Source organism: Companilactobacillus paralimentarius DSM 13238 = JCM 10415 (assembly GCF_001434985.1).
GTDB classification, from domain to species: Bacteria; Bacillota; Bacilli; order Lactobacillales; family Lactobacillaceae; genus Companilactobacillus; species Companilactobacillus paralimentarius.
This window is the reverse complement of the sequence record NZ_AZES01000085.1, coordinates 1-14,333: the sequence shown is the minus strand read 5'-3', so window position 1 is coordinate 14,333 and position 14,333 is coordinate 1. Positions and strand designations below refer to the sequence as shown.

The window sequence follows — 14,333 nt, the reverse complement described above, 5'->3', positions numbered from 1 at the left end:
TCTATCCAAATTTTTCGTCTGGGTAGAATTCTATTTAATCTTACAATCTACCTTAATTAAAAATGCAACTTCTAGTATTCCAGTTGAAAGATTGAATTATACGATTCAATATAAAGATGCTTCCACTAATGAAGTGGTAGATAAAACTACTTCACAAGGTAATTTGGGTGATTATATCAATGCTCAAGCTCCCGACGGCTACAGTTTAGCTGACCTATCTTCGTATGGATTTTTACTTAATAAAAATAATATGACCTTTACCAGCTATGTAACCAAGGCTGATACGTCATATAGTATTTCGTATATTGATGAGACTACTAATAAAGAAGTAGGATCTCAAACAGGTAAGGGTGCCAATGGTTCGAAGATTAATTTGAAAGTTCCAGCAGGCTACGCTTTAGTCAATGCTGATGACGCCATTTATCAAATTGACAGTGGTAATAAGAACATCAAAATTTCTGTGAGAAAAGCTACTGATAGCGACGAATTGGGATTAGTTTCAACTTATCCTGATGGCGGAACGGTTCAAGTTTATGACGTTAATGGTAAGCCTTTGAATATCGAATTGGGACAAGCCAGCAATTGGGTAACCGACCAATTAAAGACTATTAATGGCGTTGAATATTATCGGGTCGCAACTGATAAGTATATTAGAACTGATAAAGCCTATAAGTACGTATCATTTAGCAATGTAGTTACGACTTTAAAAGAGACACCAGTATATGATTCAAAAGGTAAAATAAATACTGAAAAAGTGTTAGCTAAAAATACACCTTGGTACACTGACAGGATTGCTAAAATAAATGGAATTAAAATGTATCGAGTCGCTACTAATATGTGGGTTAAAGCTAGTGAAATACATTTGAAATATTGAAAAAAAACTCAATCCAAAACGGATTGAGTTTTTTATTTCCAATTAATTTTAGAGAATACTCTACGACCTAAAACTTCACGCATGAACATGAAGAGTGGCCAGGCAGTTAAGAAGATAGCAACGAAGAGGTATGTATACTGTAATGTCAAAATACTTTGTAATCCGAAAGCTTTATTTCCAAAGATAAAGGTAATGATAAATAAGGCAAACGAGATACCAATCATAACTTGCTTTCTGACAATCAACGGATTACTGATGGAAATCAGTGCACAGTAACCAATAATACCGATTGTAAAGACAGATAGAGTTGAGGTTGTTGCAAAATTATAATTAAAATGTCGACCCAGAATTGAGATGGCTATGATAAAGATGATATTGCAGATAGCCGATGGTAAAGCAATCTCCATAACGTTACGCATGAAACGGCCAGCTGGTGGAGTATAGTTTGGTTCCAAAGCTAAGATAAATGTTGGAATACCAACTGTTAAAGCGTTGATTGGTGTTAATTGGGATGGTTGGAAGGGATAGCCAGTTCCCAAAATAATGAAGAAAATCGACAAAACAACGGAATAAATCGTTTTGATCAAGAATAGAGACGCTACTCTTTCAACATTATTGATAACACGTCGGCCCTCATTGAGCATAAAAATCATTGAATCAAAATTACGATTCAAAAGGACAAAATCGGCTGAAGCTTCGGCCGCATCACTTTCACCTGCAATGGCAACACTACAGTCAGATTGACGCATGGCCAAAACATCATTGACACCATCCCCAGTCATACCAACGGTCAGACCATTATCTTGCATAGCCTTAATCAAGTCAGCCTTTTGACTAGGACGAACTCGACCAAAGACTTTGTACTCTTTCACTAATTCATGATAATCTTGATCATCATTGACACTACTCATATCGATATAACTCTTACCAGTTGCGATACCGGCTTGTGCTGCAACATTAGCGACGGTGACGGGATTATCACCAGAAATGATTTTTAAATCGATTCCTTGATTTTTTAAATATGAGAAAGTGGAAGGAGCCTGCGGTCTAACTTCATCAGAAATCAGTAACAAGCCTAAAAGAGTCTGCTGAGAGTCTTCTTTAAGAATAGCAATAACACGGAACCCTTTCTCGGCCGCATGTTCGACTGTCTGAGTAATTTCAGAAGCAGGATTCTTGATAATGAATTCAGGAGCACCCATAATATAACGAACATTTTCTTCATCTATAAACCCTGAATATTTGGTTTCGGATGAAAACGGAATGACCTTTTGAACATTAGTTTGAAGGACTTGAGCGTCTAATTTTTTAATAGCTAAAGCAGTCGCATTAGTTTCCTGTGTGGCTTCAACAATTTTAGTAGCGATGGCTTGAACTTCTTTAGTATCCATATTTCCATAAGTAAGAGTTTTCTTAACTGTTAGTTTACCAGTAGTGATCGTACCAGTCTTATCAAGGCACAAAGTATCAACCCGAGCTAGTGTTTCGATAGCACTCAGCGAACGAACTAGAATGTTACGTTTCGATAAATTATAAGAACCAGTAGCTAGAGCCACAGCAGTTAATAGAACTAAACCTTCTGGAATCATTCCAATAACGGAAGCAGAAGTACCCAAAATGGATTGGGCCACATCACCATTTTTTAAGAATGAACGGAAAAATAAAAGAAGTCCAATTGGAATGATGGTATATGTTAAAATTTTAATGATGTTATTAATTATTTTCATTAAAACGCTAACGGATCGTTTTTCTTTACCAACAGCTGAAGACAATTTAGAGACAAAACTCTCATGACCGACTTGAGTCAGTTGGATCTGAGCTTGTCCGGCGATGGCAAAACTACCAGAGAAAACTTCATTATCAATTTGTTTGGTGATAGTATCAGATTCACCAGTAATACTGGATTCGTTGATTTGTAGGCCATTAGAATAACGAACAATCCCATCGGCGGGAATTGTATCGCCACGTTTGACCATAACGATATCGTCTTCGACTAATTGATCAATTGGAATTTCTTGTTTACGTTTATCACGAATAACGGTAAAGTTTTGAGTGTTGACCAGACTAATTTTATCGACGGTGATTTTAGCTCTAATTTCCTGATAACTACCAATGATAATATTGGCAATCACTGGTCCTAAGAAGAACAAGTTCCGATAGGATCCAGTCCAGAAAATTAAGATAGCGATGATCAAGTTTAGAAGATTAAATAGTGTGAATAGATTATCGGCCAAAATCTTTGGTATTGGACGCGATAACTTCTTTATTTGTACATTTGTCAGTCCCTTTTGAACTTGAGTAGCAACCTGCTGACTCGTTAGTCCATCTTCGAGGCTGGTATATGTTTTCGGTTTTTTTATTTTTACCATACTCTACCTACGACTGTTAGTTATTTTTAATTGAATGCTATATAATCTTTACATAACTTAAATTTAACATAAAAGGATGAATTTAATTTGAACAATTTATTTTTTGATCTGGATGGAACCATTATTAATTCTGAAACAGGAATTATGAAAAGTTTGAGATATATGTACCAACATACCTTGGGATATATTCCTCATGATGATGCGACTTTGCATACTTTCATTGGACCTACTATAGGTGCCTCACTTCAAAAATACGATCATTTAGCACCAGATGATCCGTTGATTAATCAAAGTATAAACGCCTTTAGGGAATATTATCAAGACGAAGGTTGGATGGAGTACACTGTTTATGATGGTGTTCTAGAAATGTTTCAAGAATTGAAAGAGGCTGATAAGCAATTATTTATTGCCACATCTAAACCGGAAATTTTTGCTAAAAGAATTATTGACCAGTTAAATATGAAAGAATACGTCAGACATGTCTTCGGTGCGGCCGAAGATGAGTCAGTTCGTTCATTAAAAGAAGATGTCATTTCTTATGGAATTGATAAAACTTCCGTTGAATTAGATACAAAAAATCTTGTTATGGTTGGGGATCGTAGCAGTGATATTGTAGGGGCACATAAAAACAATTTGAAGGCCATTGGGGTGACATACGGTTTTGGTGACTATAAGGAATTAAAAGCTGCCAATTCTGAGTGGATCGTCAACAAGCCTCAAGAGATTGTTAATCTAGCTATGGAGAAATAATTATGAGCAAGTCATTGTCTTACAATAGACACGGTTTTACATTAATTTTGTTATCAATTTGTTTGATGGTAATCGTCTTTTTGGGAATCACTCTGTCTACGGTTCTAAATAGTAATTACGTGAAAAAAGTGGTCAGCAGTGAAACAAATGTAACTTTGATCAAGAATTATACCAATCAAAGATTGGGAAGGCTGGTTAATAGTTATTCCATTTCGACTAATTTATCATCCGTTAACTTAACTAATAAGGATGTCAAAAAGATAATCAATACTTCCGTGGATGAAGTGTATAGTGATGACTCGCAATTAACTATTGGTAGTGCCATTTTAGCGACTATTAGTACTAAATTAAAAGCTGAAGCCAAGAATTATGGATTAAATATTGATAATGAAATCGATACTGTTATTAAAAGTAATGAAGATTTGATGAACCAGATCGTGGATAATGATTTAGGACCGATCGAAACGGTGATTGTTAAGATTCAAACTATTAAAAAGTTGATTAAGACGATCATGGTTGCGGCAGCCGGAATCTTTATTTTACTAGCAATCCGTTTGCGTTCCAAAGTTGGTTCTAATATGTTATTCTTCCATCACTTAGGTACGGTTGGTATTTGTACTTCAATTTTATTAGCAATCGTATTAGGGTGTGTTTACTATCCATTGCAAGATGTTATTGTAAGCAATATCGACTACAATGTCAGGGATGTATTATACAATGTTCTCAATGGGATATTCCTGAGTTATATAACAATTATATTTATGGTATTTATTGTCAGTTTAATTGATTGGGGTAGTACCATGAAGTATAAATATTGAGGTCGATAATGAAAATTGAAATAAGCAATGAGGCTCAGATCAAGCTACAAAAATACGTTGATGCAGGTAAGAAATTGCTCTTAGATTTGGACGATGGCTTTGGTCGTTTTTCGGATGAGGGTACTTGCGCGCTTTTGACGAAATTTCGAATTATTGTGGTTGATCCAACAGCAGATTTGACAGATTATACGGTACATTTAGACAGTAATTTGGGAATAATCTATTTCAAAGATAGTGCAAAAGATTTTTTGGATGATCATTTGAAATTGAAAGTTGATCCTAAAACACAGTTACTGATTTTTAGTAATTCAAAAGAACTAATTGATAAAAGTGTCAATATTATTAAAATAAAATAGAAAAATATCTTGAGGGAGTTTGAAGACGTATGTCTTCAAACTCCTTTTTTACTACTAGGTAGAAATTATGAAAAAAATGTTTGTTCAACACAAAATACTTTTCATCTGGTTACTGTTTCTTGTTATGAGTGTCGTCATTATTTATATAACAGATTTAGCAAACGGTCATATTTGGTCTTACTTGGATCTTGATACCGATGGCCGCTTTCATGTGCTAAGAATTGAGGGTTTATATCAATCTCTAAAGCATGGTCAATTTTTCCCAGTTGTAAATATGTCATTTATGAATGGATTTGGATATATCGCCAATATTTTTTATGCGGATCTTTGGCTCTATCCAGCAGCTATTCTAAGGCTATTTGGTTTGACCACAGCGCAAGCTTTTGTGACTTATTATGTCATTCTGAATTTTAGTACTTTTTTGATAGCCTTCTATACCTACCGTTATGTCAGTCATAACGATGCCAAAAGCTTACTATTTAGCTTTGTTTACACTTTAAGTGCTTATCGCATTTTTGATATGGTACGTAGATTTGATATAGGTGAGACATTAACACTGACTTTTTTACCAATTGTTATCTTGGGCATTTATGAGATTTTTTATGCGGATGCTGACAAATGGAAAATTTTAGCTTTTGGAATGGTAATGGTGATTTATGCTCATGCACTGTCACCAATTTTGATTGGAATTTTCATATTTTTCGTAATTTTATTTAGGCTCAAAAATTTGTTTAAAGAGCCACAACGAATTATTAAATTGATTTATGCGGGCTTACTCGCTGGAGCCTTGAGTTTAGCCTATTTTTTGCCAATTTTTGAACAGCTGCATCAGACAGAATTTAAATTGACCTCTCCATTAATTGATATTGCTCAAAGAAGCAATTCGTTTAAAGATATCCTGGTTTGGAGTTTTACAAACAATCTTTATCAAGAAGGTATCGGGTTGGTTTGTATTGCCATTGGTTTAATTATTCCCTTCGCCATTTGGAAAGAAAAGAATGTGGCAGTGCGTGATTTTGCAGTGATTGGTGAAATTTTTTTAATAATGACAACTAAATTTTTTCCTTGGAAAATATTAGAAAATACGCCATTGAAGATAATCCAATTTCCCTGGCGATTGAACATGTTGATTACAATTCTTTTCAGTATCTTTCTAGTCGCTGATCCGTTACATCTTTTTGAAAAGAGACAATTACAAATTATCTTTCTGGGTTTAGTAGTCATGCTTACTTTAACTTCGGAAGCAATACTAATTAAAAATTATTCTAATGAATATGATACTTATACTACTTTTGACCATTTAGATTCTTACAGTATTGGTAGTGGGGAGGAATATTTGCCCAGAAATGCCAACCTAGCTAGATTACGATTAACTCCGCATGTTCCTACGGTGGCAAAGGGCACCATTAAGATTACTGACTTTGAGCAGAATGGATCACAGTTAAGTTTTAATTTTACTAACGCTAAAGGAGCCAAAATCAATTTACCAATTATTGGTTATTATGGATATTCATCTAGAAAATCACTTGGCAATGTGTCACCATTGAAAATGAATTTGAAAACGGGCTTAGGCCAAGTGACTCTAAATGGCCAGGGGATTGTTAGGGTTGAATATGTTCAAACATGGATTCAAAAGTGTAGTAGAATTGTTTCGATATCTAGTTTATTGGTCTTGTTGATTACTTGTTATATTAGGAAAAAAGAGTGAGAAATAGGTATCTTTTACAAGAAGCTAGTTAGTATAATAAACGTATTGTGTTTATCACTAAGAAAGGTATTTTGTTATGCAATTAACATTTTTGAATAAAAAGAATTGGAAAAAAGTTGCAATTATTGTTTTTACAATTGCGCTTTTTCTACTGGTCAGCATTTTGGCTGTCTATCAAGCACAGATTTTCCAAGGTAAGATTTGGTCATTCTTAGGTACGAGTGATGATCGGTTCCACAATATGAGAATTGAGGGACTATATCATTCATTGTTGCGTCACCAGTATTTCCCGTTTATCAACATGTCATTTATGGATGGTTTCGGATATATTGTTAATATCTTTTATTCTGATTTTCTACTTTACCCAGCTGCTTTCTTACGCTTAATGGGTTACTCCAGTGCTCAAGCAATTGTCGGATTGAATATTCTATTAACATTTTTGACAATGGGAGTTTCTTTCCTTTGTTTCTTTAAGATCAAGAAGGAATATTGGAACAGTTTGGTCTTCAGTTTCGTTTACACGCTATCAACATATCGAATGTATGATGTCCTATATCGTCACGATTTAGGTGAAGTGGGAGCATTCATTTTTTTACCAATAGCGTTATTAGGTATTTATGAAATTTTTTACGGTGAACATAAAAATTGGTTGTATCTAACTTTTGGTATGATTGGAATTATTTATTCACATGCAATTACACCAATATTGATGGCTATTGTGATTGTTGCAGTAGCAGTTTGTCAGATTGGTGAACTGAAAAAAACACCAACTCGATTATTATCTCTTTGTTGGGCAACGATTTGTTCCTTACTTCTAACGGCAGCTTATTTCCTACCGATGTTGGAGCAGGTAAAACATACTAAGTTTGTTTTGACTCAATCGAATTCTAATTTAGTTGCGGCTGCAGCTGATTTTTCTGATATGGCTCATGCGAGTCTAAATAATGTTTATAATCAGGCTAATCCCGGAATTCTGATGTTATTTGCAGCAATAGTCGTCTTTATCTCTTTGACTAAAGTTGAGAACAAGGCTGTCCGTGATTTTTCATTAATTGGAGCAGTGATGTTACTCTGCAGTACTAAATTGTTCCCTTGGGAACTTTTGAATAAGACACCAATTAAGATGATTCAATTTCCATGGCGCTTTTACATGATTGCTTCATTATTGTTGGCGGTCTTTATTGCCGCTGATCCATTAGGAATATTCAAAAAGAGAACGATGAAAACCATGTTGATAGTACTTGTCATGTTGACAGCAATTTCTGCAGAATATCGTTTGGTAACTGATTCACCACTTCAGAGAAATACTTATGAGGCTTACAGTAAGTCAGAACCTTATAGTATTGGTGCAGGTCAAGAGTATCTTCCTATAGGAACTAACTTGAGCAAGTTGCAGAGAAGTAAACATAAGCCTCAAGTAACTAAAGGAAAAGCTAAGATTACTAATTTCAAGCAATATGGCACACGTTTAAGTTTCAATTTTAAGAACGCTAAGCATGCCAAAGTTGATTTGCCGATTATCGGTTATTATGGTTTCCAAAGCACGCAATCGAAGGGAAAAGTATCCGAATTGCATGTAGATAAAACTAATAATAACTTGGCGCAAGTAACCATTCATGGCAAAGGTAAAGTAGTGGTCGATTACTTTGAAACAACAACGCAAAAGTTAGCTCGTCGTACTTCATTCTTATCATTATTAGTTATTATCGCAGTACTGTTTATTAACAAATTAAATTTAATTGACTTCAGTAAAATTGAAGGCTTAAAGAGTAGTAAAGAAAAATGATATTCAGCAAATAACCAATCAACTTTTAGTTGGGTGGTTATTTTTGTTGTTATAGAAGAATATTAATTCTATAATTATAGAAATTTTACAAATGAGGAAAGCTAATGGATTATACAAAATTTAATTCTAAAGTTATTGACCATTGGGTCGAAGAAGGTTGGGAATGGGGAAAACCTATCTCTCACGAAGAATACGTTAAGGCACAAAAAGGTGAATTTAGAATGGTTTTGACACCTAATCGTGAAATTCCCCGTGATTGGTTCCCAGAATCTTTAGCTGGTAAAAAGGTTTTAGGTTTAGCTTCAGGCGGTGGTCAACAGATGCCAATATTAGCTGCTTTGGGTGCCGAATGTACAGTTTTTGATTATTCGCAAAAACAATTAGACGCTGAAGAGTTAGTTGCTAAACGTGAAGGATATGATATTGAAATTATTCGTGGCGATATGACTAAGCCTTTGCCATTTGCAGATGATAGTTTTGAGTTGATCATTCAACCAGTTGCTAATTGTTATATTGAGGATGTTCAACATGTTTGGAAAGAGAGCCATCGTATTTTGAAAAAAGGTGGTCGCTTACTGGTAGGCATGGATAATGGTATCAACTATATCTTCGATAAGACAGAAACCAAGCTCTATCATGCTTTACCTTACAATCCTTTACAGGATGATAAAATTAAAGAAGAATTTCCTTTAGAGGAAGATGGAGTTCAGTTCTCACATACGTTGGATGAGCAATTGCGTAGTCAAATCAAGGTTGGTTTTCAAATTGTTGATTTATATGAAGATACTAATAGTGAAGGTAAACTTCATGATTTCAACGTTCCGACATTTTGGGCTAGCTACTCTGTGAAAAAATAAAAGAGTTTAATAATGAATACATTTCATTTTAGTCAAACAAATAGCCAATAACTCAATTACGAGTTATTGGCTATTTGCTTAGTTTTAATCTTTTAAATCATCAACATCAGTAAGTGATGCTAAGTTATCTTGTTTAGTAACAGCTGTCTTATCAACTGTAACTTTGAACCAGTTAACGAATCCGTGGTCGAATTCAGCGACCTTAAACTTAAAGTTATCCATCTCGAACTCAAAATCCTTTTGAATGTTAGGATACTTTTCAATGATATAACCACCAACAGTGATAATATCAGAATCTTGAAATTCAGGAATATCGGATTTGAAGTAACGTTCGAAATCATAAAGTGTGGTTTTACCAGAAACATTATAAGAACCATCAGGATTCTTAACAATATATTCATCGGAAACATCGTCGATTTCGTCTTTAACGGTACCAAATAATTCTTCGTAAATATCTTTATCAGTAACGATACCACTTGTCCCACCGTATTCATCAACGACAATAACGATAGGTGTTTGTTTTTTGATCATCTTAGATAAAATATCTTGGATAGGCATTGTTTCAGGAACCGTGTTAACAGATCTCAAGATGCGGCTGATGCCAACATTACCATCGACTTGGTTTTGACGAACAATATCATAGGCATATACATAACCTAAAACTTTATCCTTATCGTTATCGGCAACAACAGGGAATCTTGAGAAACCTTGTTGTAAATAATCTTTGATAACGTCCTTAACTTTATCGGTAATATCGACAACGTAAAGACTAGTTCTATCAACCATAATATCTTTAGCAACTTTATCGTTTAATTCAAAAGCACGTTGCATGAAGATAACATCATCAGGTTCCATATCACCACCCTTAATAGATGATTTAGAAAGTCTAAGGATTTCTGATTGAGAGAAAACTTCATTTTCTGAATCGGCAGGCTTCATTCCCATTAAACGAACGATACCTGAAGCAGACACGTTTAATAACCAAACGAATGGATAAACGGCAATATGGAAGAATCGCAACGGTGTAACGACAAGCATTAACATCGTCATTGGCATATCAATTGAGATGTTTTTAGGAACAATTTCCGTCAAAACAACTTCAAGGTATGTTAGTAAAAGCACACCAACAATGGAACTGACGGCATGTAAACCGCTACTACCACCAGCAGAGATATGAGCAACACCCAACACTTCTACTAATAGGTACTCAATTGTACTTTCACCGATCCAACCTAAGATGATACCAGCAATACTAGTACCGACTTGTGTTGTTGATAAGTACTCGTTGAGGTTATTGACCATCATAAGAGCACGTTTTAATTTTTTTGTATTACCATTACCCTTTGAAATTGCATCTTCTAGTTGACTGGACCTGGTTTGTACTAAAGCAAACTCAGCAGCAACAAAGAAGAAAGCAAAAATGAAAGTAAGTAAAATGATAATGAAATTTGTTGTAATTGTAGAACTTGACAATATATGATTTCCCCTTCTGTTCTTGTAAGATGAATTATACACCAAAGAAAAACCGACTGTGTCGGCTAAGAGTAAATATTTTATTAATACATCTTTAGTATATCCAATTTGAAGGTTAAAATATAGCAAGGATGATTTTAATTTAGACTACATTGATTTTGTAGTTGAACTTCACAATTATTATTTTTATAATGAAGAGAATGAAACAACCTTGGGGGAATCCTTTTGACTAAAGTAAAAAGCAACAATTTATTAACTCCTGCACAAGCTGCCAAAGATTTAAGGATAAGTGTAGCTACACTGCGTAAATATTCTTTGATCGTTGAACGCACGACTGAGAATAGTAAATATTTTGAACGTAATAGTCAAAATAATCGTTTATACACGCAAAAAAATATTGAAGATTTTAGAGAAATGGTTAAATTGAGCCATGGACCTAAAATGACTCTGGAAACATCCGCAATGCAAATTTATCCAACTTCTGAAGTGAAAAAGGATAAAACTGAGGATGGACAACAAGAAGCAAAGGTTAAAGAATTACAAGTAACCGTTGCTAAATTAGAGTCTGAAAACAAAAAGCGCGAACTTACAATCAAAGAATTGCAAGATGAACTTAATGACGCTCAAAAGGCTAAAGAAGAATTACAAGTTGAACTAGATACCTTGAAGCAACAAGCAGAGGAAAAAGTTCAAAGTAAGGATTCTAGTAACAGTGGCAATGACAATGAAGAGATCAAAGAACGTGTTAACGAAAAGGTTAATAATGATAAAAAGGGTCATTGGTGGAACAAATTTATGGGCTAAGCAGCCAATTAAGTCGATGATATCAACCTTTTAAGCAATCGGGTCGTACCAAAATGTTGTTTTTGGTGCGGCTTTTTTATGTATAATTAATCCTTGTGATAACAATTTAGGAGGATTAATTTTGAAATTAGCAATGATTGGGTTAGGCAAGATGGGAATCAATTTGACTGAGAATTTGATTCGTAATGGAAACGAGGTAGTTGCGTTTGATTTAAACGATGCTGCCAGAAATGATGCCTCAACACTAGGTGCACAAGTAGAACAAACCTTGGAGGACGCTGTTAAGCAATTACAAGCTCCACGTATTGTCTGGGTAATGTTACCAGCAGGAAATCCTACAAATGAAACAATTGATAAGCTTAGCGAAATTCTTGATCCCAATGATATTGTAATTGATGGTGGCAATTCATTTTTCGAGAATTCATTGAAACATAACCAAATCTTGAAAGATAAAGAAATTAAATTCTTTGATGTCGGTACTTCTGGCGGTATGAGTGGTGCTAATCGTGATGGTAACTTCATGATTGGTGGCGATGATGAAAAAACTTTTGAATATATTGAACCAATTTTCAAAGGAATTGCTCAAACAGACGGATACTTGTATACTGGAAAGGCCGGTAGTGGTCATTATCTAAAGATGGTTCACAATGGCATTGAATACGGAATGATGCAAGCAATTGCTGAAGGATTCGATGTCTTGTCTCACAGTCAATTTGATTATGATAATGAAGCTGTTGCTAAAGTTTGGGAACACGGATCAGTTATTCGTAGTTGGTTGATGGAATTGACACAATCAGCATTTTCAAAAGATCCTAATTTGAATGAAATAAAAGGGGTAATGCATTCCTCTGGTGAAGGTAAGTGGACTTTGGAAGAAGCTCTGAAATTACAAGTACCAACACCAGTTATTGCAGCATCATTGATGATGCGTTATCGTTCTTTAGAAGATGATACTTTTACCGGTAAAGTTGTGGCTGCCTTGAGAAATGAATTCGGTGGACATGATGTTGATAAAAAATAATGATTAAAAAAGAGTTTGGATTCTGTCTTTCATAGAAGTTGAGAATATTCTGGATGTAACTTGAAACTAACCGCATTTTTAACTTTTATTCCAGACTAGTAAAAGATTCCGTTTATTGTTCTCTTTCTAAATTTTTGAAATAAAAATAACAGCATCTATTTAGAATAAGCGTAATGCATTACGTTTTTAAATAGGTGCTGTTTTAAATTTCTGGGTTATTTGAAGTGAATGATAAAGGATATTGTATCCAATTCTTTTGTTTTTGAGGGTGATTTTTTTATGTTGAAGGAAAAGGGTAAAGTATTTTTGCTTCTTTTAATTGGAGCATTTATCGGTAGTAATCTTCGTTATGGCGAGAGTTTAATTTTCAAAACAAGTAATGGATTTCCTCTGGGGACACTAATAGCCAATTTGAGTGGAGCTTTGTTATTGCCATTTTTGATTCATTATTTACAGGATCGATATAACTTATCCTCGCAAGTAGTTTTGACCTTGAGTACAGGTCTATTAGGTTCCTATACGACTTTTTCAACATTTACAGCCGATACTTATCGGTTATATGAAAACGGTCAATGGCAATCTTTACTGATATATCTGACGTTCACACTTGTCGGTGGCTTCTTGTTAGCCCTATTGGGTAATTATTGGGCAGCTGGTCAGGCATTTAATGACTATATAAGGAGCAAGCACAAATGAATTTTTTAATTGTAGGTTTTGGTGCTGCTATTGGTGCCTTTATAAGAAATGAGCTAACTTTATTACAATCCAAGATTCCAGTTGATTTTCCCGTTATAACCTTACTGATCAATATTTTTGGTGCCTTGCTGCTGGGAATATTCACTGCACAAATTCATAATGGTGCGATATTATTACTATTAGGTACAGGATTCTGTGGAGGCTTTACCACCTTTGGTACCTTTAGTATGGAGTTAAGTCAGTTGTGGTTCCAACACCGCTTATGGAGATGTCTGTTATACTTTGTTTTAACTTACATTTTTGGTATTTTAGGATTCATTATTGGAATTCACATTTAGGAGAAATCAAATGCAAATGAAAGAACAAGTATGGAATGAAAGTTTTCATCCAGGAATCATTTCTTCCACAAAATTATATTTTCAAGATTTATTTGTAGGCGCTAAGAGAATGAGTCGTAAGGATTTCTGGTGGGGCTTTTTAGGAATGACTATTGTAGCCGGAATTATCATGGGAATTTTAGGATTCGTGATTACTAAAATGCCTATAACTGATTTTTATTGGAGTTCAATTGTTGGCGTAGCTTTGGCAATAGCATTCGGATATTATATAATTTCTGTTTTTACGGCCATTATTAGAAGATTGCACGATAGAAAAATGCACGGCTGGTGGGTGTTGTTACCGATAATTCCGTTCTTAGGTGATATAGCGTTACTAGTTTTATTGTGCTTGCCACAAAAAGACTTTGGAAATTCTTGGCCTAAAAATATTGGCGAATTTTATAATCAAGTTAGCCACTTTAGAAAAATGACAAAATAAAAACA

At 34.5% G+C, this 14,333-nt stretch carries 14 protein-coding genes; 12 read left to right on the top strand and 2 right to left on the bottom strand.

The features are described 5' to 3' along the window. Positions 1-874: SLAP domain-containing protein (locus tag FD33_RS07750; RefSeq protein ID WP_201781090.1), on the top strand; the 874-nt coding region annotated here is incomplete at its 5' end. Positions 875-906: 32 nt separating this feature from the next. Here FD33_RS07750 and FD33_RS07745 read toward each other — a convergent pair. Then, positions 907-3,243 (bottom strand): HAD-IC family P-type ATPase, encoded by a 2,337-nt coding sequence (locus tag FD33_RS07745; RefSeq protein WP_056955881.1) that lies wholly within the window; start codon positions 3,241-3,243, stop codon positions 907-909. Positions 3,244-3,330: 87 nt separating this feature from the next. On the opposite strand from FD33_RS07745, the gene FD33_RS07740 reads away from it, so the two are divergent. The 6 genes from FD33_RS07740 (at position 3,331) to FD33_RS07715 (ending at position 9,518) form a co-directional block, all read left to right on the top strand. Further along, positions 3,331-3,993, top strand: a complete 663-nt coding sequence (locus tag FD33_RS07740; RefSeq protein WP_025085792.1) for an HAD hydrolase-like protein — start codon at positions 3,331-3,333, stop codon at positions 3,991-3,993. A 2-nt stretch (positions 3,994-3,995) separates the two neighbouring features. Then, positions 3,996-4,811, top strand: coding sequence for a hypothetical protein (locus FD33_RS07735; RefSeq protein WP_025085793.1), 816 nt, complete (start codon positions 3,996-3,998; stop codon positions 4,809-4,811). A gap of 8 nt (positions 4,812-4,819) precedes the next feature. Further along, positions 4,820-5,167 carry an iron-sulfur cluster biosynthesis family protein gene (locus tag FD33_RS07730; RefSeq protein ID WP_025085794.1) on the top strand — a complete coding sequence of 116 codons (348 nt, stop codon included), beginning with the start codon at positions 4,820-4,822 and terminating at the stop codon, positions 5,165-5,167. 67 nt (positions 5,168-5,234) lie between these two features. After that, a complete protein-coding gene (locus FD33_RS07725; protein ID WP_025085795.1) occupies positions 5,235-6,875 on the top strand; it encodes a glycosyltransferase family protein in 1,641 nt (546 codons plus the stop codon). Between the two features lie 76 nt (positions 6,876-6,951). Further along, complete coding sequence (locus FD33_RS07720; RefSeq protein WP_025085796.1) at positions 6,952-8,661, top strand: glycosyltransferase family protein; 1,710 nt, start codon at positions 6,952-6,954, stop codon at positions 8,659-8,661. 104 nt (positions 8,662-8,765) lie between these two features. Continuing rightward, positions 8,766-9,518, top strand: coding sequence for a class I SAM-dependent methyltransferase (locus tag FD33_RS07715; protein ID WP_025085797.1), 753 nt, complete (start codon positions 8,766-8,768; stop codon positions 9,516-9,518). Between the two features lie 84 nt (positions 9,519-9,602). Here FD33_RS07715 and FD33_RS07710 read toward each other — a convergent pair whose 3' ends face one another. Further along, on the bottom strand, positions 9,603-10,991 hold the full coding sequence (locus FD33_RS07710) for a hemolysin family protein (protein ID WP_025085798.1): 1,389 nt from the start codon (positions 10,989-10,991) through the stop codon (positions 9,603-9,605). A 225-nt stretch (positions 10,992-11,216) separates the two neighbouring features. Between FD33_RS07710 and FD33_RS07705 the strand changes: the two genes are divergently transcribed. The 5 genes from FD33_RS07705 to FD33_RS07685 all read left to right on the top strand — a co-directional run bounded on the left by FD33_RS07705 (position 11,217) and on the right by FD33_RS07685 (position 14,328). After that, on the top strand, positions 11,217-11,795 hold the full coding sequence (locus tag FD33_RS07705) for a MerR family transcriptional regulator (RefSeq protein WP_025085799.1): 579 nt from the start codon (positions 11,217-11,219) through the stop codon (positions 11,793-11,795). A gap of 121 nt (positions 11,796-11,916) precedes the next feature. Next, on the top strand, positions 11,917-12,816 hold the full coding sequence (gnd, locus tag FD33_RS07700) for a phosphogluconate dehydrogenase (NAD(+)-dependent, decarboxylating) (RefSeq protein WP_025085800.1): 900 nt from the start codon (positions 11,917-11,919) through the stop codon (positions 12,814-12,816). Positions 12,817-13,095: 279 nt separating this feature from the next. Then, entirely contained in the window at positions 13,096-13,512 is a 417-nt protein-coding gene (locus FD33_RS07695; RefSeq protein WP_034544312.1) for a fluoride efflux transporter FluC, read from the top strand. Continuing rightward, positions 13,509-13,850, top strand: a complete 342-nt coding sequence (locus tag FD33_RS07690) for a fluoride efflux transporter FluC (RefSeq protein WP_025085802.1) — start codon at positions 13,509-13,511, stop codon at positions 13,848-13,850. Before FD33_RS07695 ends, FD33_RS07690 begins: the two co-directional genes overlap by 4 nt. Before the next feature lie 10 nt (positions 13,851-13,860). After that, positions 13,861-14,328: a DUF805 domain-containing protein gene (locus FD33_RS07685; RefSeq protein ID WP_056955880.1), complete on the top strand. Its 468-nt coding sequence runs from the start codon at positions 13,861-13,863 to the stop codon at positions 14,326-14,328. Positions 14,329-14,333 lie beyond the last annotated feature (5 nt).

What these genes read in the sequence shown, in the direction of transcription:
- FD33_RS07730 (WP_025085794.1), top strand. Translation starts at nt 4,820, where the DNA reads ATGAAAATTGAAATAAGCAATGAGGCTCAGATCAAGCTACAAAAATAC.
- FD33_RS07720 (WP_025085796.1), top strand. Translation starts at nt 6,952, where the DNA reads ATGCAATTAACATTTTTGAATAAAAAGAATTGGAAAAAAGTTGCAATT.
- FD33_RS07690 (WP_025085802.1), top strand. Translation starts at nt 13,509, where the DNA reads ATGAATTTTTTAATTGTAGGTTTTGGTGCTGCTATTGGTGCCTTTATA.
- FD33_RS07685 (WP_056955880.1), top strand. Translation starts at nt 13,861, where the DNA reads ATGCAAATGAAAGAACAAGTATGGAATGAAAGTTTTCATCCAGGAATC.
- FD33_RS07695 (WP_034544312.1), top strand. Translation starts at nt 13,096, where the DNA reads ATGTTGAAGGAAAAGGGTAAAGTATTTTTGCTTCTTTTAATTGGAGCA.
- FD33_RS07715 (WP_025085797.1), top strand. Translation starts at nt 8,766, where the DNA reads ATGGATTATACAAAATTTAATTCTAAAGTTATTGACCATTGGGTCGAA.
- FD33_RS07745 (WP_056955881.1), bottom strand. Translation starts at nt 3,243, where the DNA reads ATGGTAAAAATAAAAAAACCGAAAACATATACCAGCCTCGAAGATGGA.
- FD33_RS07735 (WP_025085793.1), top strand. Translation starts at nt 3,996, where the DNA reads ATGAGCAAGTCATTGTCTTACAATAGACACGGTTTTACATTAATTTTG.
- FD33_RS07725 (WP_025085795.1), top strand. Translation starts at nt 5,235, where the DNA reads ATGAAAAAAATGTTTGTTCAACACAAAATACTTTTCATCTGGTTACTG.